Consider the following 22,466-nt stretch of genomic DNA (forward strand, 5'->3'; position numbering starts at 1 on the left):
CGACCCTAACGTCCGCCGCCGACGAGCGGTGCGGACGGGACGGCAACGGGCGGCGGACGACGGCACGTCGGCGGGGGCTGTGCGGCCTCATTCCTCCGGGGGATTCTCGCGCGGGTTCGGCCTGGCGGCGGCGACACCGGGCCGGACCCCCCGGGCACGGTCCGCCGGGGAGATCCGCCGCAGGGTGAGGACGGCGAGGTCGTCCTGCTGGTAGGGATGGGAGAAGGCGCGCACGTCGTCGCGCAGCGCGCGGGCCAGTTCCCCGCCGGTCGCGTCCGCGGCGGCCCCCGCGGGCCCCACCAGGGCGGCGAGCCGCTCGGCCAGCGGATAGAAGGCACCGTGCCCGTCCCGGGCCTCGGACAGTCCGTCGGTGTACAGCAGCATGGTCGAGTCCGGGGGGAAGCAGACGCCCGCCGCGGAGCGCTCCTCGCGCACCAGCGACGCCAGCCCCAGCGGTACGCCCGTCGCACCGAGCCGCACAGCGTCGGGCGGCAGTGCGTCCCGGACCAGGAACGGTGTCAGGTGGCCGCAGTTGACCACCTGCGCCGTACCCCGGTCCAGCGGGTCGATCGAGACGACCAGGGCCGTGACGAACCGTTCGGCCTCACCCGAGTGGCGTGCGTAGGCGTTGTGCCGGACCACGGACGTCTCCAGCGCGCCGACCAGTCCGGTCAGCGCCGGCTCGCGGTGCGCGGCCTCCCGGAACCCGCCCAGCACGGCGAACGCCACACCCACCGCGGAGAGCCCCTTGCCCTGCACGTCGCCGATCAGCACCCGGGTGCCGTAGGGGGTGTCGGCCACGTCGTAGATGTCGCCGCCGAACAGCTTGTCCTCCTGCAGCGGCTCGAAGATCCCGTCCACCCGCACCTGGGACGTGAACTCGGGCAGCGGGTGCAGGATGTGCTGCTGGATGACGGCGGCGGTCGAGCGCAGCCGCAGCAGTTCGGTGTCCCGGGCGATCCGCCAGCGCGCCCCGAAGACCGCCAGCACGGCGAACAGCACGGTGAGCACGAGCGTGATGGCGTCGTCCAGGTGGTAGCCGGGGTTGCGGGCCACCGAGATGGCTCCCCCCGCCGTGGCCCAGACGGAGGCGGCCTGGGTCTGCCGTACGGTGCCCACGCTCGCCGCGATGGCGGGAAGGAAGATCAGCAGACCGACCAGGCGCGTCTCGGATCCGGCCAGGAAGCTGAGCCCGAAGACCAGCAGGGTGAGACCGAGGACCCAGGCCAGGAAGGCCGGGGTGGAGAGCGCTTTGGGCTGCGGGTGCTCCCGGGCGCGCTGCGCCTGATCGGGGGGCTGCTGCGGCCGCGGTCCGGCCTGCTGCTGTTCCATGGCCCGTTCCTAGGGTGCGATGCGGCGAGGGTCTGCTGTGCGACCCTCCATCCTCACCCGCGTACGGCCCGCCGCCCGGTGCGACACCGCGTGCGAGGCCCTCGGGGTCAGGAGTCCCTGCCCTCGGGGTCCCGCGGGAAGTGCGGGTTGTGGTCCTTCTGCCACGAGGTCTCCAGCGGCTCCGGACTGTGCAGCGGGATCTCCGGGCCGACGCCGCCGGTGGGAGGCCAGTCCGGGCGCTGGTCGGCGGGGAGGGAGCGGAGGGCCTCGCTGACGCTGGAGAACACCGGCAGCATCTCTGTGCTGCCGGTGAGCGCGAGCACCGCGGCGAGCCGCCGCCCCACGCAGGCCAGCAGCAGACTGCCCTCCCGGCGCTGCAGCAGCCAACGCAGCGCGAGCAGGCAGTTGAGCCCCCGCGAGTCGCAGAAGACCAGGGCGGTGACGTCCAGCACCAGATGGCGGTAGCCGCTGGTGACCACGGCACCGATGCGGTCCAGGTAGAACTGTTCGGAACCCCGGTCCAGTTCGCCGCTGAAGCGGAGCACAGCGCACTCGTCCTTGACGGTCAGCGGCGTGATGGCCAGACGGTCGTTCTCCCGCGACCTCAATCGGCCTCCGTCCCCCGGCACGGAGCCGGTGCTCTGCGCGTCCGCCCAGGCGCGGATCCGCGGATTCCGAGTATTCCAAAGCCGGTGCCCTGCGAGGCCGCCCGCGCCTCTCACCCGCCCGTGCCTCTTCTGCACCAGTGATCGTACGTGCTGCCACCGGGTGCGAGAGCCGCTTCGCGCGGGAGCGGCGGCCGTTTCCCCTGGTAACCCGCGGCGGGAGCGGTCGGCTCCGGCGGGGCTCCCGCCGCGGAAAAAGATCCCCGACGGTCTCCCGTGAAGATCCGACCTTTCCTCGTCCGCGCTCTTCGCGCCGGATGATGCATGAAGACGAAGGCCCCGGGTAACTGACCCTCCAGCCGTTCGAGCGTTCACATGGGGGACCGTTCGGCGGTGGCGGGTATTCACGCAGAGCGCGGTACCCCGTTGGCAGAGGAAAGACCCCCACATTCGCGGGTCGGGCTGCTTTCGGCGGCAACACCCCGCGGAGACGGGAGACAAGCATGGAACAGGTAGCGGCCCTCCGGGACGAAGAGGGTGTGACAGCGGACACAGCTCGGACGCGGTATTTGCGCAGCAGTTTCCAGGCGCGCGGGATCACGCGGAATTTCCTGGCCACGGTCTCGCCCCCGCCCTCGTCCGACGCCGCGGAAACCGTCCTGCTGGTCGTGTCCGAGCTGGTGACCAACGCGCTTCGGCACGGTCGGGGGGTCCGGGACTTCCGGCTGAGCGCCGGGCACGACTCCGTCACGGTGGAGGTCGCCGATTCCAGTGCGGTGCTTCCCCGGGACCGCAGCCCGCAGGATTTCGCCGAGGCGGAAGGCGGCGGTTTCGGCTGGCCCATCGTCTGCCGTCTGGCCCGCGACCTCACCATTCGGCTGCACCCCGACACCGGAAAGATCATCTGTGCGAATATCCCGCTGTAGCGGTGCGTCGAACGCTGCGGAAGACGGTGAACTCCCTTATCGGAAAAGCGTGTTCCGCCTCGACGCCGAGAAGGAATGGGCGGCCCGCGGGGCCGGGTCGGGGTCCGGGAAATCGAGTGGCCCGGAAGCCGTATTGAGCCGCGAATGCGGGGCCGCACCCCGGCCGGGGTGACACCGGACGGAACACTCCGCGCATCGGCGGCCTCCCCGCGCACCCGCTGTCGTCGCGCCCCCTCCGCACTCCCGCGGTCTCCGGTCTCCGGTGCCGCACCCCGGGCGGCGACGCGGTTCGCCGAGACGGGACGGCTCGCGCGCCCCGGGACCGGGATGCCCGGTGCCGCCGCCGGGACCGCGTCCTGGAGCCCGCCGGGCTCGCACCGCCCGGGGCCCGCACTCCCCGTGCGCCGAGTGCCTGCTCCGCCGAAGGGCGCGTCGCGGCCTCCGTCGGATTCCACCCGCCCCCCTTCGCCCCGGCGGAGCGCACACGTGCCGTGCGCGCCGGGTGCGCGCACCGGCCCCGCTCCGCCCTGCCGCCCTGTGTCGTGTCGTGCCTCCCCCTGTCGCGCCCTGCCGCCCCTTGCGCCCCCGCGTGCTTCCCGTCGGGGCCGCCGAGCGGGAGTCACCGCAGCGGAGGGTGGGAAAGCCGATTACTGAGAGCGCACCATTCCTAAACGCTTCGCGCTGCATGGCGCGCCTGGGCCGGAGAAAGGAGAAGCCGCTCCGGTATGACGACTCACGACCTCTCTGACGTCCCCGCCGCCGCACCCTCCCTGCTGGCGTACGCGCACGAGCGGACCGAACCCGTACTCAGGGAGGCCGTCGCAGCCCTCCAACCCGAGCTGCGGCGGGTCTGCGGCTACCACTTCGGCTGGACCAGGCCGGACGGCAGCCCCACCTACGGCGTCACCCCGGGCCCGTATCCGCACGCGGCGCTCGCCCTGCACGCGGCGGGCGCGGGCGAGCCGGAACGGAACGGCGGGGCGCCGGAGGCCTCCACGGCCGCGGCACTGCCGGGGGCCGCGGCCGTGGAACTCGTCCAGAACTGGGCCGTGCTGCACGACGACGTCATGGACGGGGAAGCGCTGCGGCGGGGCCGCTCAGCCGTGTGGGCCGTCTACGGCACCGGTTGGGCCGTGCTGGCCGGGGACGCGCTGCTGGGCGCCGCCACCCGCTGCCTGCTGGCGTCCGGGGAGCCGGACGGCGCCCGGGCGGCCGAAGGGGCGCAGCTGTCCGCCGCCCGGGACGCGGCCGCCGAGGCGGAGATACTGGAGGACGACGAGGCGGTCGGGGAGGAGCGGGCCGCCGTACTGCGCTTGCTGTCCCGGACGACGTCGCGGCTGATCAGCGGCCGCTCGGCCGAACTGGCGCTGCGCCGCCGGGCCCCGGAGGGGATCAGCGTGGCGGAGTACGCGGCGGTCGCGGCGGCCCGCACCAGCTCACTGCTGGAGTGCGCACTGGCGGCGGGGGCGCTGTTGGGCGGTGCGGAGGAGCGGGTCGTCGAGGCGCTGACACGGGCGGGGCACCATTTGGGGGTGGCCGCACAGGCGGAGCGCGACATCGAGGACCTCTGGTCGGGGACCGCGCTGAGCGGCCGGCCGGTCATGAGCGGGTTACGCGAGGGCGGTCCGAGCCTTCCGCTGATCACCGCGTTGCGCGCGGTCAACCCGGCCGCCCGCACCCTCGCCCGGTCGTTGGGCGGCGGCCCCGCCTGTCCGCCGCCCCCGGACGAGCTCGCCGACCTCATAGAGACCGCGGGCGGACGCGCCGCCGCGCACGAGATCTCGGCCTGGCAGCTTGCCGAGGCGTACACGCAGTTGGACAAGGCGTCGCTGCCTGCCGCCTCGCACGCGGCACTCCGTGCGCTCTTCCGGCACACCGTCACCCGCGCCTGAGCCGGGCCGCCGCCCGGCCCAGTACGGGGAAGGCCGCCGCGGCCGACAGGTAGGGGGGCGAGCAGCGGAACGGCCGCCGGCTGGTCCACGGTGGATCGGCCGGCGTCGCGCCGGTCGCCCTGCAGCGCGATGCGGTCGACGGTGAGGACGGCCGGCTGGGTCCAGGCCGAGGGCGCGGGCGAGCGAAGGCCCGGTGCCGGCGCCACGACCGCGCCCCCGGACAGAGTCCGAGGCAACGCCCGGCATCGCGCGCGCTGCGCGGCCGGTGCCGCGGGTGTCCTGCCGCGCGGCGCGAAGGTCGGTCACGGAAGGCTCCTGTGGGGCGACGGAGGACGTCTGACCTGTGCAGTGTCGATCGCGGCCAGGGCGGTGCGCCTCCTCGGCGATGAGGATCGGCGACTGCATCGAACGAGCGGCCGGGTGGATCTTGTGGGCCGTTCGGCGGCAGGGGCGGTGTCGCTGCGCGGGAGAGGGGACGAGTCAGTAAGTCAGTTAATAGGACTTATATGACTTTCTCGTCTTGGAGGAGAGCCCATGTCCGCTGCCCGCCCTGCTCCTGACCGCGCTCCCCACCATCCCCGGACGCCCGCCGCGACCCGTCGTCCGCGGCCCCGCGCCGCTCCCCGTCGCCCCCGGAGGTGTGGCGTCCTCCACCGGACCACGGCGGTGCTCGCCCTCGCGGCCCTGCTCGGCGGCGCGGCAGCGTGCGGCCAGACCGGAGGGGGCTCCGGACGGGACGGAGGACCGGCCGGTCACGGCAGCGGAGAGCAGGCGGAGCAGGCGCGCCGCGGACGGGCTCCACACGGCTTCTCACTGTTCGCCACCGGGGACCTGCTCGTCCACGACTCGCTCATCCGGCAGGCGCGTGCGGACGCGGGCGGCTCGGGGTACGACTTCGGCCGCATGCTCGCGGCCGCGAGACCGGCGGCCCGCGGAGCCGATCTGGCGATCTGCCACATGGAGACCGTCTACGGCCCGGACGGCGGCCCCTTCACCGGCTACCCGCTCTTCCAGACGCCGCCGCAGCTCGCCCGCTCCGTCAAGGAAGCGGGCTACGACTCCTGTTCGACCGGCTCCAATCACACCTTGGACGACAGCGCGGACGGGGTGAACCGCACCCTCGACGCCATGGACAGCGTCGGTCTCCGGCACGCGGGGTCGGCGCGGTCGGCCGGGGAGCGCCACCGTCCCACCGTGCTGCGGGCGGGCGGCGCGAAGGTGGCGCAGCTCTCCTACACGTACGGCACCAACGGCATCTCCCTGCCGGAGAACAAGCCGTGGCTCGTCAACCTCATCGACCCCGAGCGCATCATCCGGGACGCCCGGGCAGCACGCCGCGCGGGCGCCGACGTGGTGGTGGCCAGCATGCACTGGGGCACCGAGTGGCAGCAGGAACCCGACGACCTCCAGCGCTCCCTGGCCAGGAAGCTGACGGCCGCGCGCTCCGGCGGACGGCGCGACATCGACCTGATCCTGGGCACCCATGCCCACGTCCCCCAGGCGTACGAGAAGGTCAACGGCACGTGGGTCGTCTACGGCATGGGCGATCAGATCGCCGGCAAGATGAACGACCCGCGCGGCAGCATGGGCACCGCAGCGCGCTTCCGCTTCGTGCCACCCGAGGACGACCGGGGCGCGGCCGCCTGGACCGTGCAGAAGGCCGAGTTCACCCCGTTCATGATGAAGACCTCGCCCCGCCACACCCTCGTCAACCTCGCCTCGAAGGCCAGCCGGAGCGCGGGCGACCCGGCCCAGGACGAGGCGTACGCGGCCATCCGCGAGGCGGTCTTCAGCCGTGGAGCCGCGGAGGACGGGCTGAGCATGGCCCCCTGACGGCGCAACGGCTCCGTAGCGGCCGTGTGGGGGAGGGGCGGACCGTGGGCGGGGCGCGGGCGCCGGACGAGGCCCCGCGCCCCACCTGTGGTTCGGGAGGCTACCGGCCGGGGAAGCCCCCGGGCCCTGCCGGTCCTACCGGTCCTGCCGGGCTCACCGCGGCGGTACGGCGCCGGCCCGTCCGGCTGATCACCACGGCACCGATCACCATCAGCAGTCCGACGCCCGCCACCGAGGAGCCGATGGCCAGCGGCGCCGTCTCCATCGGCGGGTGCTGGGTGGGCTTCACGCCGTTCGGCGGGGTCAGGAACTTCTTGCCCTTGTACGCGCTGGCGGCCGCGCCGTCGGCGGGCGGATCGGACGCGGCGCGTACGGCCGCGGCCGCGTCGATCATCCCGTGGCCCACCCTGGGGTCGTAGCCGCCCGGCGGGTGGTGGGCCGTGTCGGTGAGGATGGCGCGGACCTGGGAGGGCTTGAGTTCGCCGTCCTTGCCGAGCATCAGTGCCACCACACCGGAGGTGAGGGCCGCCGCGGGTGAGGTGCCGTTGACGGGCGCGTAGCCGCCGGTGTTCTTCGCGCTGACGATCCCCACGCCGGGAGCCGCGACGCTGTTGTACGTCCGGACCGTGGAGAAACCGGCCCGGCTGCCGCCCTGCGCGACGGCGGCCACCGCGATCACACCCGGGTAGCCGGCAGGGTAGGACGACTCGTTGAAGACGTCGCCGTCGTTGCCCGCCGAGGCCACCACAGTCACCCCCTTGTAGGCGGCGTGCGCCAGCGCCTTGGTCTCCTCCTCGTCGAACGAGGACCCGAAGGTGTCGCCGCCCAGCGACATGGAGATGACGTCGGCACCGTGGTCGACCGCGTAGGTGATGCCCTGGGCGACCGGGCTGGGGCCGGTCTTCCAGTCGCCGACATCGTGCTCCTTCTTGTCGTCGATCACCCGCACCGACAGGATGTCCGCCTCTGGGGCGACCTTGAGCACGTCGGAGGCCATGGCCGTGCCGTGGCCTCCCCAGCGCGGATCGCCGGAGTGGAGTCCGTCCTTGAGGAAGTCGGGCCCGGTGGTGACCTTGCCGGCCAGGGCCGGGTGGTCCTTCTCGACGCCGCTGTCCAGCACGGCGACCTTCACGCCGTCGCCCTGCGAGGCGCGCTGGGCCGAGGACAGCCCGAGCGCTCCCGCTTCCCAACTGGCAGGGGTGTCGGCCCGGGCGGGGGCCGCGGTGACCGCGCACAGCAGCGCGCTCAGTCCGGCAGCGGCGACCGCGGTGCCGATGCGCCGACGCGTCATGACGTCTCCTCCAGCAGCAGGTCACCGATGTGCACGTCCAGGTCGTGGGCGAGGGTCTCGGCCCCTTCCCGCCAGGGCATCAGGTCCGACTTGGCGTCGAGTTCGGTACGGCCCCACTGCCCGGGCAGCCGGCCCGCCTTGCGGCCGTCCGCCGATCCGGCCGAGGCCGCGATGGCGTACGGCAGATGCAGACCGGTGGCCTGCATCCCGTCCGTGCCGTTGCGCCTGGAGTCCTTCCAGTCGGCGGCCACCGTGTCGGGGACCGCGAGTGCCTTGACCCCGTGGCTCTCGGTGCGCTTGTCCCGCTCCGCGTCGAAGAAGGTGCCCATCCCCTCCTCGGGGTTCTCGACCTCGGGCAGTACGATCAGTGCCACGGTGGCGACGAAGTTGCCCGTGGGATCGGCGTATGTGGCGCGCAGCACCGCCTTGCAGCCGCGCTTCTCGGCCTCGGCCGCCAGCGTCCCGGTCAGGGCTTCGGCACAGCCGGTCTGCTCGGATATGCCCAGCCGGTGCCATTCGGCGCTCTTGGGGTCGTCCGCTTCCGACTGGGCGTCCGCCTTCGGCCCCAGCGTCTTGGGGAAGAGCTTGTCCACCGGCTCGTTGCGCCACATGGCCGGTCCGTAGCCGGTGCGGTTGGAGACGTCCTGCTGCGCGTTGGAGACGGTGTGCGCCGCCAGCGCGCCGCCCGCGAGGAGTGCCAGGGCGCCCACGACGCCGAGGAACGCGGTCAGGCAGGTGCGACCGGTGTTCTTCTTGGGCGGCGGGAGCGGCATGCCCGGCTGCATCCCGGCTCCTGGCGATCCGCTTCCGGGTATCCCCGGTTGCGGCATGCCCGGTTGCGGTCCGGGCGCGCCGTGCGGTCCCGGAACACCGTGCGGGGCAGGGCCGCCCTGCGGGGAGGAGCCACCCTGGCCCGGAGGCATGCCGATCGGCCCGGGCATGCCGGGTGGTCCGGGCGGGCCGGGCGGGCCGGGCGGCGGGCCGGGCGGCATCGCGGGCGGTGGGCCCGGCTGCCGCCCGTAGCCCCCGGCGCTGCCTGGGGGCTCGGGTGGGCTCGGGTAGGACATGGCTCCCCTCCTCGGCGATCGGCACCCCTGAGCGCGGGTGCAGAGCAGCGGGGGGAGACGCCTGCGCTCGCTGATTTAACGCGCGTGCCCCCGCGTTTGCGTAGCAGACCCTATCGGCCGTTCCTGGGCCGGAAGCTCTGTCTCCGGTCTCGTCTGTGTCACAGAACTGCAGGTCAGAACAGTTCAGGACATACCAGCCCATGGACGTGGGACGAGGACCGCACCGCGTCCGCCGCGGCGGTTCGCCACCGTGCGCTCAGACCGGCTGGAGCGTCTCGGCGGCGCTGTCCTCGCGGTCGGCTGCCGGAGCCTGCTCGTCCTCGGGGACGGCGATGACCCAGCGGGTCCGCCGGCGCGGGCGCAGATAGCACGCCCAGTAGACGACGGCGACGAGGACGATGCCGCCGGTGACGGCGAGACTCTCCGGGCTCTGCCGGAACAGGACCCACAGCAGCACCGCCATCAGCAGCGCGGGGAGCACCGGCCACAGCGGCATGCGCCAGGCGGCGCGGTGCTTGAACTCCGTGCGCCGGGCCGCGAGGGCGCCGAGCGCGACGAAGACATACATGCCTGCCACCGCGACGCCGGTGACCTCGCTCAGCATGTCCAGGTCGACGAAGCACAGCAGCGCGCCGGGCAGGCCCACCACGAGCGTCGCCACCCAGGGGGAGCCGAAGCGCCTGCCGAGCCGGGAGAAGGCGCGGTTGACCGGCGCGGGCCAGGCGGAGTCCCGGGCGGAGGCGAAGACCACCCGCGAGTTCTGGACGACCATGACGATGGCGGCGTTGATGATCGCCAGCGCGATGCACAGGCTGATGAACGTCCCGACGGCCGAGTTGCTCCAGCCCTGGACCATGCCCGCGATGTCCCCACCGGCGAGGGTCCGCAGATCCGGTGCGCCCAGCGTGATGGCGACGACCGGGACGATGACCACCGCGAATCCGAGCGCGAGGGTCCACAGCACGGTACGGGCCACGGTGCGCCGCGGGTTCTCCATCTCCTCGGCCAGGTACACGGCCGTCGAGAAGCCCTGCAGGATGAAGAGTGCGGTGGCGAGCCCGGCGACGATCAGCCCGGCCGTGACCGGCGCGGTGTGGCCGTGTCCGCCGTCCGTGACCGGGTGCACCAGTACCGAGGCGGAGCGGCGGGTGTGGGTGAAGCCCAGCACGGCGACCACGGCGGCGCCCACCACCTCCAGGGCGAGGAAGACGCCGGTGATCCAGGCGTTGGCCCGCAGGTCCAGCAGCCCCATGGCGGTGGACAGCAGCATCACGGCGGCCGCGGCGAACCGCGGATCGAGGTGCACGAGAGGCGCGAGGTAGTCGGCGGTGCCCAGCGCGATGATCGGCGGCACGATCATGACGACGATCAGCGACAGGACGAACACCAGCCAGCCGGCCAGCCTGCCCAGCAGGGTGCCGATCATCGCGTACTCGCCGCCCGAGCTGGGGATCAGGGTGCCCAGTTCGGAGTAGGTGAAGGCGACGCCGACGCACAGCAGGGCCGCGACGGTGAGGGCGAGCGCGGTCCCGGTGCCCAGCGTGCCGAGCGAGTCCGGCACGATCACGAACAGGGACGAGGCCGGGGTCAGGCAGGACAGGGTGAGCAGTGTGCCGCCCACGACGCCGATGGAGCGGGTGAGCCGTGGCCTGCTGTTCGCTTCGCGCGTGTCGGTCATGCTGTTCCGTTCGTACCGTGCGTACTGGGCGGGGTGCGGTATCGCCTCCGGTGGCGCACCGAGCGGCGGTGCGGAATGTGCGGGTGCCGGAACGCGGTCCGGTCGCCGCATACAAGCCGCTGCGGCAAACCGGAGTCAAGACCTCCATTCGACGGAATCCGTTGCTCAGTGTCCCCTTGAAGTCTCTTCCGGTTGCGGGACACGTCCTGCACGGCCGATTTCGGCTCACGAGGAAACCGCAGCGACGATTCTCGAAATTTCTCGCCCCGCACCCCCGCGCAGCCTGCGCCGTCTCAGGATGCGGCCGGCCGGCTCGGCGCACCCCGCTTCCCGACCCGGCGCAGGCCCGCGAGACGGCGCCGCACAGTCGCGGCCCACGGGACGGCTCGGAACACGCCGGAGGACCGGTACACGTGGGAGGACCGGGGAAGGGGAGGGCGCGCGGTGGCCAGGGGCCGCGGCGAGACGCAGCCCGCGCGAGGCCGGAGGAGCAGCTCTGCGGGAGACGGGAGGCGGCAGACGGGAAGTGGTCAGTCCGCGCGCGGCAGGCCGAACGCCGCCACGATCCGCTGCGCCGCCAGCGTCGCGGTCAGCCCGCCCTCGCGGACCTGCTCCTCCAGCAGCGGTGCCAGCCGCCGCACCTCCGGGTGCTGTTCGAGACGGCTGAGCAGATCGTCGCGGACCATCGACCACACCCACTCGACCTGCTGGTCGCGGCGCTTGGCGGCCAGCTCCCCGGTCGACTCCAGCACCGCGCGGTGCCGCTCCAGCCGCTCCCACACCTCGGCCAGACCGGTGCCCTCGCGGCCGCTGCAGGTGAGGACCGGCGCGGTCCAGGCCGCGTCGGAAGCCCGCATCAGCCGCAGCGCACCCGCCAGCTCGCGGGCCGCCGAGCGGGCGTCCCGCTCGTGCGGCCCGTCCGCCTTGTTGACGGCCAGTACGTCGGCGATCTCCAGCACGCCCTTCTTGATGCCCTGGAGCTGGTCGCCGGTGCGGGCCAGGGACAGCAGCAGGAAGGAGTCGACCATCTGCGCGACGGTCGCCTCCGACTGGCCGACGCCGACCGTCTCCACCAGTACGACGTCGTAGCCGGCGGCCTCCATCACCAGCATCGTCTCGCGGGTGGCCTTGGCGACCCCGCCCAGCGTCCCCGCGGTGGGGGAGGGGCGCACGAAGGCGTCGGGGTTGACCGCGAGACGTTCCATTCGGGTCTTGTCGCCCAGGATGGAGCCGCCGGTGCGGGTGGAGGAGGGGTCGACCGCCAGCACCGCCACCCGGTGGCCGCGCTCCGTCAGCAAAGTGCCCAGCGCGTCGATGAAGGTCGACTTGCCGACCCCCGGCACCCCGCTGATCCCGACCCGCCGGGCGCCGCCCGCGTGCGGCAGCAGCACCGTCAGCAACTGCTGGGCCAGCTCCCGATGGTCGGCCCGGCGCGACTCCACCAGCGTGATCGCCCGGGCGATGTACGCGCGGGAGCCCGCCAGCACGCCCTCGGCATAGCTGTCGATGTCGATCGCCCGCGGCATCCGCTCAGCCCTCACGGCCCTCGGCGGCGTCCCGGCCCGGTTCGCTCCCGCCCGGTTCGCCCGCGTCCGGCTCCGCGGGGTGGCCCAGCTCGGCGGCCAGCTTGCGCACCAGGTCGTAGGCCGCGTCGGGGATGACCGTGCCGGGCGGGAAGACGGCCGTCGCGCCCGCCTCGTGCAGCGCCGCCACGTCGGCGGGCGGGATCACCCCACCGACGACGATCATGATGTCGTCCCGGCCCGCCGCCGCGAGCTCCTCGCGCAGCGCCGGGACCAGCGTGAGGTGACCGGCCGCCAGCGAGGAGACGCCCACGATGTGCGCGTCCGCCTCGACCGCCTGCCGCGCCACCTCCGCCGGGGTCTGGAACAGCGGGCCGACGTCGACATCGAAGCCCAGGTCGGCGAAGGCGGTGGCGATCACCTTCTGCCCGCGGTCGTGGCCGTCCTGCCCCATCTTGGCCACCAGCAGCCGCGGCCTGCGGCCCTCCGCCTCCTCGAAGGCGTCCACCAGCGCGCGGGTGCGGGTCAGGGACGACGACACTCCGGCCTCCTCGCGGTACACACCGGAGATCGTACGGATCTGACCCGCGTGCCGCCCGTACACCTTCTCCAATGCGTCCGAGATCTCCCCGACGGTGGCCATGGCGCGCGCCGCGTCCACCGCGAGTGCCAGCAGATTGTTCTCCAGACCCGGCCCCGAAGCGGCCCCGGCGGCCCGGGTGAGCGCCTCCAGGGCCGCGCCGCAGGCCGCCTCGTCCCGTTCGGCGCGCAGCCGTCGCAGCTTCTCGACCTGCTGGGCCCGCACCGCCGAGTTGTCGACCTTCAGCACGTCGATCTGCTCGTCGTCGACCGCCCGGTACTTGTTGACCCCGATCACCGGCTGCCGACCGGAGTCGATCCGGGCCTGGGTGCGCGCCGCCGCCTCCTCCACGCGCAGCTTGGGAATGCCCGCGTCGATGGCCTTGGCCATCCCGCCCGCGGCCTCGACCTCCTCGATGTGCTGCCAGGCCCGGCGCGCCAGGTCGTGGGTGAGCCGTTCCACATAGGCGCTGCCGCCCCACGGGTCGATCACCCGGCAGGTGCCCGACTCCTGCTGCAGCAGGAGCTGCGTGTTGCGGGCGATCCGCGCGGAGAAGTCCGTCGGCAGCGCCAGCGCCTCGTCCAGCGCGTTGGTGTGCAGCGACTGGGTGTGCCCCTGGGTCGCCGCCATCGCCTCGACACAGGTGCGGGTGACGTTGTTGAACACGTCCTGCGCCGTCAGCGACCAGCCGGAGGTCTGCGAGTGGGTGCGCAGCGAGAGCGACTTGGGGTTCTGCGGGCCGAACCGCGAGACCAGCTTCGCCCACAGCAGCCGCGCCGCGCGCAGCTTGGCGACCTCCATGAAGAAGTTCATGCCGATCGCCCAGAAGAACGACAGCCGCGGCGCGAACGCGTCCACGTCCATCCCCGCCGCCATCCCGGCGCGCAGGTACTCCACCCCGTCCGCCAGGGTGTAGGCCAGCTCCAGATCCGCCGTCGCCCCGGCCTCCTGGATGTGGTAGCCGGAGATGGAGATGGAGTTGTACCGCGGCATCTTCTGCGAGGTGTACGCGAAGATGTCGGAGATGATCCGCATGGAGGGCTGCGGCGGGTAGATGTAGGTGTTGCGGACCATGAACTCCTTGAGGATGTCGTTCTGGATGGTCCCTGCCAGCTTCTCCGGCGGCACACCCTGCTCCTCGGCCGCGACGATGTAGAGCGCCAGCACCGGCAGCACCGCGCCGTTCATCGTCATCGAGACCGTCATCCGGTCCAGCGGGATCCCGTCGAAGAGCTGCCGCATGTCGTAGAGCGAGTCGATCGCCACGCCCGCCATTCCGACATCGCCCGTCACCCGCGGGTGGTCGCTGTCGTAGCCGCGGTGGGTGGGCAGGTCGAAGGCGACGGACAGGCCCTTCTGCCCGGCCGCCAGGTTGCGCCGGTAGAAGGCGTTGGACTCCTCCGCGGTGGAGAAGCCCGCGTACTGGCGGATCGTCCAGGGCTGGTTGACGTACATCGTCGGATACGGGCCCCGCAGATACGGCGCGATCCCCGGATAGGTCTCCAGGAAGTCCAGCCCGCGCAGGTCCTCGTCCGTGTAGAGCGGCTTGACCGCGATGCCCTCGGGCGTGTTCCAGTCCAGTTCCGGGGCCTCGCGCCCGGTCCGCTCGGCGACCGCCTCGCGCCACTGCCCGGCGGTGCCCTCGGCGGGCTCCGGGCCGTCCAGTCCGACGGTCGTGAAGTCGGGCACCGGGCTCCCCGGTTCCGCGTCCGGTCCTGTCGTCCGGCGGCTCATGCGTCGACCCCCATGCAGTCGAGAAGGGAGGTGAGAAGGGCGACGGCATCGCCGCCCGCGTGGACGAACCCGTCGACGCCGTACTCGGTGGACTCGGCTTCCCCGGGGCGGCCCGCCAGCAGCACCCGGGTGGCGCCCGCCGCCCGGAGCGCGGCGCCCACGTCCGCCGCCTGTTCGGCGTAGAGCGTGTCGCTCGAGCACAGGCAGGCCACCGAGGCGCCGCTGCCCTCGAACGCCCCGGCCGCGTTCCCCGCGTCCACCGTCACCGGATCGTGCACCGGCTCGATGCCCCCGGCGCGGGCGAGGTTGGCGACGAACGAGACCCGTGCGGTGTGCACGGCGGCCGGGCCCAGCGCCGCCAGGAACAGCTTCGGGCGGGCACCGGTCGCCGCCAGGTGCGCGTCTGAGCGGGCCCGCAGCGCCTCGAACTGGTCGTCCCGGCGCACCCGCGGCAGCCCGCCGCCGGGCCGCTCGGGCGCCCGTTCCCGCTCCACGGGCCGCTCGTCCAGCAGCGGGAACTCGCTGACACCGGTGATCGGTTCGCTCCGGTGCGCCAGCGCCCGGCCGCGCTCCGCCCAGCCCTCGCGCAGCCGCGCCTCGACCAGCCCGTCGCGCAGCGCGGCCGCCATGCCGCCCGCGCCCTCGATCTCCTGGAACCAGGCCCAGGCCGCGCGGGCCAACTCGTCGGTGAGCGTCTCCACATACCAGGAGCCGCCCGCCGGGTCGATCACCCCGGCCAGATGGGACTCCTCCAGCAGGATGGTGGAGGTGTTGCGGGCGATCCGGCGGGCGAACCCGTCCGGCAGGCCGAGCGCGTCGTCGAACGGCAGCACCGTGACGGCGTCCGCGCCGCCCGCCCCGGCCGCCAGTGTCGCCACCGTCGTACGGAGCATGTTCACCCACGGGTCGCGGCGGGTCATCATCACCGCCGAGGTCACCGCGTGCTGCCGCTGGGCGCCCGCCCGGGAGGGGGCGCCGCACGCCTGTACGACGCGCGACCACAGCCGGCGCGCCGCACGCAGCGCCGCCATGCTGGTGAACTGGTCCGCCGTCGCGGCGTACCGGAACTCCAGCTGCCCGCAGGCCGCCTCCACCGGCATCCCGGCAGCCGTCATGTCCCGCAGATAGGCCACTCCGGTCGCCAGGGCGCAGCCCAGCTCCCGTGCGGGTGTGCCTCCCGCCTCGTGGTACGGCAGCGTGTCCACCACGTAGGTGCGCAGCCCCGGCTCCCGCCGCCCGCACTCCTCCGCCAGCGCCGCCGCCTCGGGGCGCAGCTCCGGTACCGCCCCGTGCGCTCCGGTGCGTGCCGCGTACCCCAGCGGATCGGCCCCCAGCAGGCTGCCGGGGGCGGGCTCGGCACCGTCCGTCAGACGCCCGCGCAGCCGCAGCAGTTCGGCGGCCGCCCGGCCGAAGTCGGCGCCCGCCTCCAGTACCACCGGCGCCAGATCGAGGTAGACGCCCTCCAGGGCGCTCTCCAGGTCCTCGATCGGCAGCCCGCCCTCGCCCACCGCCAGCCAGACGGAAGTGACACCGTTCTCCAGGTCGCCGAGCACCGCCTCCCGGGTCCCGGCGGCGTCGGTACGCGTGTGCCGCTGCCGTACGTCCCAGCCGTGCGCGGCATTGCCCTCGGCACGGGCTCCCCTGGTGAACGGCGCGAACCCGGGGAACCCCCGCGGGCCGCCCGTCCCTTCCTTCGTGACTTCCCCCGTGACTTCCCTCGTGTACAGGGGACGTACGTCGATGCCGTCGGTGAGCGTCGTGGTGAGGGCGGACTCGGGCTCGGAGGCGTCCGGGACCGTCGCTCCCGTCTTGCGCAGAACCCCGGAGACGAGCTGCTGCCACTGTTCGTAGGTGGCGTCCGGGAAGTCCTGCGCGAGGGAGAGCCCTTCTTCAGGCGGGACCGTCATGGCCGCAGATTAGGTGAGGTGACCGGCGAGTAGCAGCAACCCGAGGGTGTGACCTTGCACTCTCCCGCCGCGGGCGGTCTGCCTTCGCACGGTTTGCCGGGCGTGCCACGGCTCCCGCCGACTCATCCGCTCCGCGCGGCGAGCTCCCGCCGGGCGAGTCGGTCGGCCCGGCGTGTCGTCTCCGGCTGGCGGTAGCCGGGGGCCAGCCGCAGTACGAGGGCGCAGGCATTGTCCAGGCTGATGCCGCTGCCCACGGAGACGAACACCGGCTTGACTCCGTCCTGGGTGCGCAGTGCCCGGCCGACCGGCTCGCCGTCCATGGTCAGCGGCGACCACGCTCCCCGTTCCCGGGCCGGGGTCTCGTGGTCGAAGACGAACGGGGTCTTGGCCACTCCGAAGCAGGGGAGGCCCGTCAGCACTCCCAGGTGCACGGCGAGTCCCGCACGCCGGGGGTGGGCGACGCCGTAGCCGTCGCACACCACCACATCCGGCTCCGGGTACCGGGACAGCCCGCGCAGCGCGGCGGCGACCGACGGCAGTTCGCGGAACGCCAGCAGCCCCGGGACGTACGGGAAGGAGGCGCGCCCCACGTGCACCGACTCGTCCAGCACGGCCAGCGTCGCCGCGTCCAGTACGACGGCCGCCGCGACCAGTCCGCCGTCGTCGGCGTAGGCGACGTCGACCCCGGCGACCGTCCGCACCTCGTCGGGACCGGGACCGGGGCCGACCGGATCGGCCGCCTCGCGCAGCCGTTCCTGCGCCGCCACCGCCTCGGCCTCCGTGGTGGGCCACCCCTCCGGCACCGCCGTCACCCCGTGGTGTGCTTCCACCCCGACCGTCCCCACGTCACGCTCCCGTTCGTCCCGCTCTTCCCAGGTGCGCGCGGTGGCACGGCCTGCCGCGCGTCACTGCGCGCAGACGACATCGTGCAGTTCGATCGGATGCGAGTCCAGCGCGACGTAGGCGGTCGAGGTGCTCGCCGTCCCGTCCGCCCAGTGTGCGGTCACCGTGGCCCAGCCGAACCCCGCCGACTGCGCGGTGGTCACCGGGCCGACCTCGATGTCCCGCGGCGTGATCTGCGCGCACAGGATGACGTCGCGGTCGGGGTGCTGCGCCTGCTTCAGCTTCAGGAGGTCGGAGACGAAGTGCTCCCGCTGCACACGGTCCGGGCCGTGCGTCCCGTAGAACCAGGTCAGAAAGCGGTGGATCTCCGGACCGGTGTGGCGCCGTGCCGCGGTGTGCCCGCTCCCGGCCGGGGGCTCGTAGATCTGCGGGGTGGGACGCGCCGGGGCCGCATGCGCACTCGGGGCTCCCTGCCCGGACGGCGCGGCCCAGGCGCTCGGCGACACCAGCGCCAGGAGTGCGGCACCGGAGGCGCACAGCGCGAGGACTCCGGCGCCACGGCACCGGGCACTGCTCCTGCGGACGGCGGTGCGGGTGGTGGCGGCGAAGCGGAACATGGACACCTCTTCTTGTCGGGCGCTGCCCCGAATACGGGGGCTCGGTGACCGCATGGTCCGCCGTCCGGGATGCCGACGGAGCGGGGACGCCGCAACCCGCCCCCGCAAACCCTCCTTCCGGGTGACGGTGGGCCCCGCTCTCGGCACGCACCGGTGCGCTGGGGGAGCCCGGCCGGGATCCGCCGCGCGCAAGACGGTGAGCGCGACGGCACGGCAGCGCGTAGCCTGCCTCTCCCACCGATCCGGGCCGGGAGGGAGCACCCCATGGGAGCCGAAGCGCGAGCGGACCGTGCCCTGCGCTCGGTGGATCTCGCGCGCGTCGCCGGGATCTCCACGCAGCAGGTGCGCAACTACGAAGCGGCGGGCGTACTGCCACCCGCCTCGCGCACCGAGTCCGGGTACCGGGTCTTCACCCCGCGCCACCGCGCCGCACTCCTCACCTTCCGAGGACTGGCGAAGGGCTACGGCCCCGGTCCCGCCCGGAACATGCTGCACGCCGTGCACGAGGACGACGTACCGGCGGCGCTGGAGCTGGTGAACGAGTGCCATGCCACGCTCCACGAGCAGCGCCGATCGCTCCGGACGGCGAGCGAGGCGCTGACGGCCACGGCGGAGCGGGCGCCCGAGGAGGCGACACCGAGCCGCGGAGTGCTGCGCATCGGCGAACTGGCCCACCAACTCGGGTTGCGGCCCTCCGCGCTGCGGGTGTGGGAAGCGGCCGGGCTGCTGACCCCGCACCGCGAACCGGGCACCGGCTACCGGGGATTCGGCCCCGTGGAGATCCGCGACGCCCGTCTGATCGCCCTGCTCCGGCAGAGCCGCTACCCGCTGCCGCAGATCCGCACCGTCCTGGAGGGCCTGCGCGAGACCGGCGGCACGGGAGAGCTGCGGGCGGCGCTCGCCCGCCGCGACGCGGAGCTGACGGCCCGCACCGCGGCCATGCTGGAAGGAGCCGGACTGCTGCACGCGTATCTGCGCGACCACGCCTCCGGCGGCCCGGCCGCCACGGCCGGGCCCGGGGCCGGGGACCGGTCCGGGAGCAGGCCGGACCATACCGAAGCGGCCGGTTTCGGGGACGTGGGAGCTCCCGGGCGCGCGGGCTGACGCGCCTCCGGTATGCCCGCCCGGCCCGGGTACGGTCCGCCTGGCGTCCGGAGGGCCGGACCGCGGGGGCCGCCGACCCCACCGGCACGGGATTCCTCCACGCCCCGGACCACTCCTCAGCTACGGCGGAACGCACGCCGACATCACCGTCGACTACCGGCACGCGCCGGACCGCGCGGCGGGCCGACCGGACTCGACGACGCTCGACAAGAAGTACGCCGACCGTGGCGAGCGGGTCCAGGTGGTCCACGACCCCCGCGACCGGGTGGATCCCCGCCCGCAGGAGTCGACGGAGGGAAGCGGGATGCCGTCCGCAGGGGCCCGTGCCGAATCTCTTGACAGCCCGGTCTCCGCACTGGATTACTGGGCACACCGAATGTTCGGTCGGTGTTCGGTCAGAAGCGGGAGGTCGCAGGTGGGGAATGATGCGGGGGCCGGGAGCGGGCCCGTGGAGGCGATGCTCGGCGCCGATCGGGCCTCCGGTGCCCTCGGGATCGAACTGGTGGAGGGCGGCGCGGGATTCGCCACCGTGCGAATGCGGGTGACCGGCGACATGGTCAACGGGCACGGCACCGCGCACGGCGGCCACCTCTTCCTGCTCGCCGACACCGCGTTCGCCTGCGCGTGCAACGGCCACGGCCCGGTGACCGTGGCTGCCGGCGCGGACATCACCTTCGTGGCGCCCGCATGGGAGGGCGACGAGCTGCTGGCCGTCGCCCGGGAGCGCACCCGCTACGGCCGCAGCGGCCTCTACGACGTGACCGTGCTGCGCGGTGAACAGGTGGTCGCGGAGTTCAGGGGGCGCAGCCGCACCACCACGCCTGTGAAGTGAGACGGGGAGCAGCGATGACGGACGAACTGCTGGACGCCGGGGAGCGGCTGAGCGCGGAGGAACTGCGGCAGGTGCAGCTGGAGCGCCTCCAGGCCACCCTCCGGCACGCCTACCAGGACGTGGAGCTGTACCGGAAGAAGTTCGACGAGGCCGGTGTGCGGCCCGCGGACTGCCGCACTCTGGAGGACCTGGCGAAGTTTCCCTTCACCACCAAGTCCGATCTGCGTGACACGTATCCGTTCGGTATGTTCGGTGTGCCGATGGAGGACGTGCGGCGTATCCACGCCTCCAGCGGTTCGACGGGCCGCCCGACCGTGGTCGGGTACACCCAGCGGGATCTCGACACCTGGGCCGATCTTGTGGCCCGCTGCATCCGGGCGGCGGGTGGCCGACCCGGGCACAAGGTGCATGTCTCCTACGGATACGGGCTGTTCACGGGCGGCCTGGGCGCGCATTACGGTGCCGAGCGCGCCGGGTGCACCGTCATCCCGGCCTCGGGAGGGATGACGGCACGGCAGGTGCAGCTCATCCAGGACTTCCGGCCCGAGATCATCATGGTCACGCCCACCTACATGCTCACGCTGCTGGACGAGTTCGAGCGCCAGGGCATCGACCCGCGCGGCACCTCGCTGCGCGTGGGCATCTTCGGCGCCGAGCCGTGGACGGAGGCGATGCGGCGGGAGATCGAGGAGCGGTTCGACCTGCACGCGGTCGACATCTACGGGCTCTCGGAGGTGATGGGGCCAGGCGTCGCCCAGGAGTGCGTGGAGACCAAGGACGGCCTCCAGCTGTGGGAGGACCACATCTATCCGGAGATCGTCGACCCGCTGGGGGAGGAGCCGCAGCCCTCCGGGGAGCCGGGCGAACTCGTGCTGACGACGCTGACGAAGGAGGCGCTGCCGGTCATCCGCTACCGCACCCGCGATCTGACCCGGTTGCTGCCCGGCACCGCGCGCCCCGCGTTCCGCCGCATCCAGAAGATCACCGGCCGCAGCGACGACATGATCATCCTGCGTGGGGTCAACGTCTTCCCCAGCCAGATCGAGGAGATCGTGCTCGACCTCCCCGCCGTGGCCCCGCACTTCCAGCTCCAGCTCACCCGGCAGGGGCGGCTGGACCACCTCAGCGTGCTCGTGGAGGCCCGGCCTGCGGCCACCCCGGCCGACCGCGCCGCGGCCGAGGCCGCGCTCGTGCGCCGCGTCAAGGACGGCATCGGGGTGGCGGTGGAGGCCCACGTGGTCGATCCGGAGACCATCGAGCGCTCCGTCGGGAAGTTCCGCCGGATCCGGGACCTGCGCACCGAAGCGGGCAGTACGGCTCCGGCGTAGCGGTCCGCGAGCGCTCCCGCGGACCGGTGCCGCGGCCGCGCGGCCTTCGGCGTCACCGGCCGGGCCCGGAGCAGCGGTTCGGGTACGCGGGGGCGAGGGTCCCGGCCCCCGCCTCAGGCCGCCGAGGGCTTCAGCAGCGCCTTGACCATGCCGTCCTCTTTGCGCTGGAAGGCGCCGTACGCCTCCGGTGCCTTCTCCAGCGGGAGGGAGTGCGTGGCGAAGTGGTCCACCCCCAACGGGTCCTCGTCCGTCAGCAGCGGGAGAATCTCGTCCACCCAGTGGCGCACGTTCGCCTGGCCCATCCGCAGCTGGATCTGCTTGTCGAACAGCTTCAGCATCGGCAGCGGGTCGGCGGCGCCGCCATAGACGCCCACGACGGAGACGGTGCCGCCGCGCCGCACGACGTCGAACGCGGCGTTCAGCGCCGTCAGCCGGTCGACCCCGGCGCGCTGCATCATCCTGGCCCCCAGGGACTCCGGCAGCAGCCCGACGGCCTGGTGCGCGGCTCTGGCGACGGGTGCGCCGTGTGCCTCCATGCCGACGGCGTCGATGGCCGCGTCCGTACCCCGGCCCTGCGTCAGCTCCCGCACGGCCGCGCCGAGGTCGTGGTGCTCCCGCAGATCCAGGGTGTGGACACCGTGTGCGCGGGCGCGCTCCAGCCGCTCGGGCACCAGATCGACGCCGACCACCAGTTCGGCGCCCTGGTGCTGTGCGATACGTGTCGCCATGTCCCCGATCGGCCCCAGCCCCAGCACGGTGACGCTGCCACCGCGGGGGATGTCCGCGTAGGACACCGCCTGCCAGGCTGTCGGCAGCACGTCCGACAGGTACACGAAGCGTTCGTCCGGGGGCCCGTCCGGCACCTTCACCGGCAGATGGTTGCCGAACGGGACGCGCAGGAGCTCGGCCTGGCCTCCGGGCACCTGGCCGTAGAGCTTGCTGAAGCCGAACAGGGCGGCCCCGCTGTGGTAGTCATGCACCTGAGTGGTCTCGCACTGTGAGTGGAGGCCCTGCCGGCACATCCAGCAGGTGCCGCAACTGACGTTGAACGGCACCACCACCCGGTCGCCGGGAGCGACCGCGGCCACCTCCGGGCCGACCTCCACGACCACTCCCATCGGCTCATGCCCGAGGATGTCGCCCTCGCCCATGAACGGCCCGAGTACCTCGTACAGGTGCAGATCGGACCCGCAGATCCCGCTCGTGGTGATCTGCACGACGATGTCGTCCGACTCGGTGATCTCCGGATCGGGCACGGTGTCCACACTCACCTCGCGCCTGCCGTGGTAGGTCAGAGCCCTCATCGATTCCTCCAGGACGTCTCCGGTACCGACCGGCACCAGCACCGCATCCACCACCGGGCCGGTACTGCCG

General features: G+C 73.2%; 17 protein-coding genes. 6 read left to right on the plus strand and 11 right to left on the minus strand.

The window, feature by feature from the left end:
* Nucleotides 1-87: 87 nt before the first annotated feature.
* Both ACFYMO_RS01770 and ACFYMO_RS01775 read right to left on the minus strand, forming a co-directional pair.
* Entirely contained in the window at nucleotides 88-1,332 is a 1,245-nt protein-coding gene (locus tag ACFYMO_RS01770; RefSeq protein WP_388543518.1) for a PP2C family protein-serine/threonine phosphatase, read from the minus strand.
* 107 nt (nucleotides 1,333-1,439) lie between these two features.
* A complete protein-coding gene (locus tag ACFYMO_RS01775; RefSeq protein ID WP_366770806.1) occupies nucleotides 1,440-1,940 on the minus strand; it encodes an STAS domain-containing protein in 501 nt (166 codons plus the stop codon).
* A 566-nt stretch (nucleotides 1,941-2,506) separates the two neighbouring features.
* On the opposite strand from ACFYMO_RS01775, the gene ACFYMO_RS01780 reads away from it, so the two are divergent.
* The 3 genes from ACFYMO_RS01780 (at nucleotide 2,507) to ACFYMO_RS01790 (ending at nucleotide 6,588) form a co-directional block, all read left to right on the plus strand.
* Nucleotides 2,507-2,863: an ATP-binding protein gene (locus tag ACFYMO_RS01780; RefSeq protein ID WP_366770805.1), complete on the plus strand. Its 357-nt coding sequence runs from the start codon at nucleotides 2,507-2,509 to the stop codon at nucleotides 2,861-2,863.
* A gap of 725 nt (nucleotides 2,864-3,588) precedes the next feature.
* Nucleotides 3,589-4,755: a polyprenyl synthetase family protein gene (locus tag ACFYMO_RS01785; protein ID WP_366770804.1), complete on the plus strand. Its 1,167-nt coding sequence runs from the start codon at nucleotides 3,589-3,591 to the stop codon at nucleotides 4,753-4,755.
* Nucleotides 4,756-5,421: 666 nt separating this feature from the next.
* Complete coding sequence (locus ACFYMO_RS01790) at nucleotides 5,422-6,588, plus strand: CapA family protein (protein WP_388543521.1); 1,167 nt, start codon at nucleotides 5,422-5,424, stop codon at nucleotides 6,586-6,588.
* A 100-nt stretch (nucleotides 6,589-6,688) separates the two neighbouring features.
* On the opposite strand, the gene ACFYMO_RS01795 is transcribed toward ACFYMO_RS01790, so the two are convergent.
* From ACFYMO_RS01795 to ACFYMO_RS01830, 8 genes are all read right to left on the minus strand, one after another.
* Nucleotides 6,689-7,879 carry a S8 family serine peptidase gene (locus tag ACFYMO_RS01795; protein ID WP_388543523.1) on the minus strand — a complete coding sequence of 397 codons (1,191 nt, stop codon included), beginning with the start codon at nucleotides 7,877-7,879 and terminating at the stop codon, nucleotides 6,689-6,691.
* On the minus strand, nucleotides 7,876-8,664 hold the full coding sequence (locus ACFYMO_RS01800) for a hypothetical protein (protein WP_388543525.1): 789 nt from the start codon (nucleotides 8,662-8,664) through the stop codon (nucleotides 7,876-7,878). The genes ACFYMO_RS01795 and ACFYMO_RS01800 overlap by 4 nt, the downstream gene beginning before the upstream one ends.
* A gap of 538 nt (nucleotides 8,665-9,202) precedes the next feature.
* A complete protein-coding gene (locus ACFYMO_RS01805) occupies nucleotides 9,203-10,624 on the minus strand; it encodes an APC family permease (RefSeq protein ID WP_366770800.1) in 1,422 nt (473 codons plus the stop codon).
* Between the two features lie 530 nt (nucleotides 10,625-11,154).
* Entirely contained in the window at nucleotides 11,155-12,150 is a 996-nt protein-coding gene (gene meaB, locus ACFYMO_RS01810) for a methylmalonyl Co-A mutase-associated GTPase MeaB (RefSeq protein WP_366770799.1), read from the minus strand.
* Nucleotides 12,151-12,154: 4 nt separating this feature from the next.
* Complete coding sequence (gene scpA, locus ACFYMO_RS01815) at nucleotides 12,155-14,461, minus strand: methylmalonyl-CoA mutase (protein WP_366770798.1); 2,307 nt, start codon at nucleotides 14,459-14,461, stop codon at nucleotides 12,155-12,157.
* Nucleotides 14,458-16,368, minus strand: a complete 1,911-nt coding sequence (locus ACFYMO_RS01820; protein WP_388543526.1) for a methylmalonyl-CoA mutase family protein — start codon at nucleotides 16,366-16,368, stop codon at nucleotides 14,458-14,460. Before ACFYMO_RS01820 ends, scpA begins: the two co-directional genes overlap by 4 nt.
* 122 nt (nucleotides 16,369-16,490) lie before the next feature.
* Nucleotides 16,491-17,213 carry an endonuclease V gene (locus ACFYMO_RS01825; RefSeq protein WP_388543527.1) on the minus strand — a complete coding sequence of 241 codons (723 nt, stop codon included), beginning with the start codon at nucleotides 17,211-17,213 and terminating at the stop codon, nucleotides 16,491-16,493.
* 60 nt (nucleotides 17,214-17,273) lie between these two features.
* Nucleotides 17,274-17,828 (minus strand): hypothetical protein, encoded by a 555-nt coding sequence (locus tag ACFYMO_RS01830; RefSeq protein ID WP_366770794.1) that lies wholly within the window; start codon nucleotides 17,826-17,828, stop codon nucleotides 17,274-17,276.
* A 264-nt stretch (nucleotides 17,829-18,092) separates the two neighbouring features.
* Here ACFYMO_RS01830 and ACFYMO_RS01835 point away from each other — a divergent pair, with 264 nt between their 5' ends.
* The 3 genes from ACFYMO_RS01835 to paaK all read left to right on the plus strand — a co-directional run bounded on the left by ACFYMO_RS01835 (nucleotide 18,093) and on the right by paaK (nucleotide 21,092).
* Complete coding sequence (locus ACFYMO_RS01835) at nucleotides 18,093-18,932, plus strand: MerR family transcriptional regulator (RefSeq protein ID WP_366770793.1); 840 nt, start codon at nucleotides 18,093-18,095, stop codon at nucleotides 18,930-18,932.
* 457 nt (nucleotides 18,933-19,389) lie between these two features.
* On the plus strand, nucleotides 19,390-19,764 hold the full coding sequence (gene paaI / locus ACFYMO_RS01840; RefSeq protein ID WP_366770939.1) for a hydroxyphenylacetyl-CoA thioesterase PaaI: 375 nt from the start codon (nucleotides 19,390-19,392) through the stop codon (nucleotides 19,762-19,764).
* Nucleotides 19,765-19,778: 14 nt separating this feature from the next.
* On the plus strand, nucleotides 19,779-21,092 hold the full coding sequence (gene paaK, locus ACFYMO_RS01845; protein WP_366770792.1) for a phenylacetate--CoA ligase PaaK: 1,314 nt from the start codon (nucleotides 19,779-19,781) through the stop codon (nucleotides 21,090-21,092).
* A 113-nt stretch (nucleotides 21,093-21,205) separates the two neighbouring features.
* Here the strand turns inward: paaK and ACFYMO_RS01850 are convergent, their stop codons facing one another.
* Nucleotides 21,206-22,396, minus strand: a complete 1,191-nt coding sequence (locus tag ACFYMO_RS01850) for an alcohol dehydrogenase catalytic domain-containing protein (protein ID WP_388543528.1) — start codon at nucleotides 22,394-22,396, stop codon at nucleotides 21,206-21,208.
* Nucleotides 22,397-22,466 lie beyond the last annotated feature (70 nt).

The organism is Streptomyces sp. NPDC007025 (assembly GCF_042869455.1).
In the GTDB taxonomy this organism is placed as follows: Bacteria; Actinomycetota; Actinomycetes; order Streptomycetales; family Streptomycetaceae; genus Streptomyces.

Bases quoted from the DNA above. Each gene is read 5' to 3' on its own strand.
- ACFYMO_RS01800 (WP_388543525.1), bottom strand. From the start codon at position 8,664: ATGCAGCCGGGCATGCCGCTCCCGCCGCCCAAGAAGAACACCGGTCGC.
- ACFYMO_RS01830 (WP_366770794.1), bottom strand. From the start codon at position 17,828: ATGTTCCGCTTCGCCGCCACCACCCGCACCGCCGTCCGCAGGAGCAGT.
- ACFYMO_RS01805 (WP_366770800.1), bottom strand. From the start codon at position 10,624: ATGACCGACACGCGCGAAGCGAACAGCAGGCCACGGCTCACCCGCTCC.
- ACFYMO_RS01835 (WP_366770793.1), top strand. From the start codon at position 18,093: ATGGGAGCCGAAGCGCGAGCGGACCGTGCCCTGCGCTCGGTGGATCTC.
- ACFYMO_RS01795 (WP_388543523.1), bottom strand. From the start codon at position 7,879: ATGACGCGTCGGCGCATCGGCACCGCGGTCGCCGCTGCCGGACTGAGC.
- ACFYMO_RS01850 (WP_388543528.1), bottom strand. From the start codon at position 22,396: ATGAGGGCTCTGACCTACCACGGCAGGCGCGAGGTGAGTGTGGACACC.
- paaI (WP_366770939.1), top strand. From the start codon at position 19,390: ATGCTCGGCGCCGATCGGGCCTCCGGTGCCCTCGGGATCGAACTGGTG.
- ACFYMO_RS01820 (WP_388543526.1), bottom strand. From the start codon at position 16,368: ATGACGGTCCCGCCTGAAGAAGGGCTCTCCCTCGCGCAGGACTTCCCG.
- scpA (WP_366770798.1), bottom strand. From the start codon at position 14,461: ATGAGCCGCCGGACGACAGGACCGGACGCGGAACCGGGGAGCCCGGTG.
- paaK (WP_366770792.1), top strand. From the start codon at position 19,779: ATGACGGACGAACTGCTGGACGCCGGGGAGCGGCTGAGCGCGGAGGAA.
- meaB (WP_366770799.1), bottom strand. From the start codon at position 12,150: ATGCCGCGGGCGATCGACATCGACAGCTATGCCGAGGGCGTGCTGGCG.
- ACFYMO_RS01770 (WP_388543518.1), bottom strand. From the start codon at position 1,332: ATGGAACAGCAGCAGGCCGGACCGCGGCCGCAGCAGCCCCCCGATCAG.
- ACFYMO_RS01785 (WP_366770804.1), top strand. From the start codon at position 3,589: ATGACGACTCACGACCTCTCTGACGTCCCCGCCGCCGCACCCTCCCTG.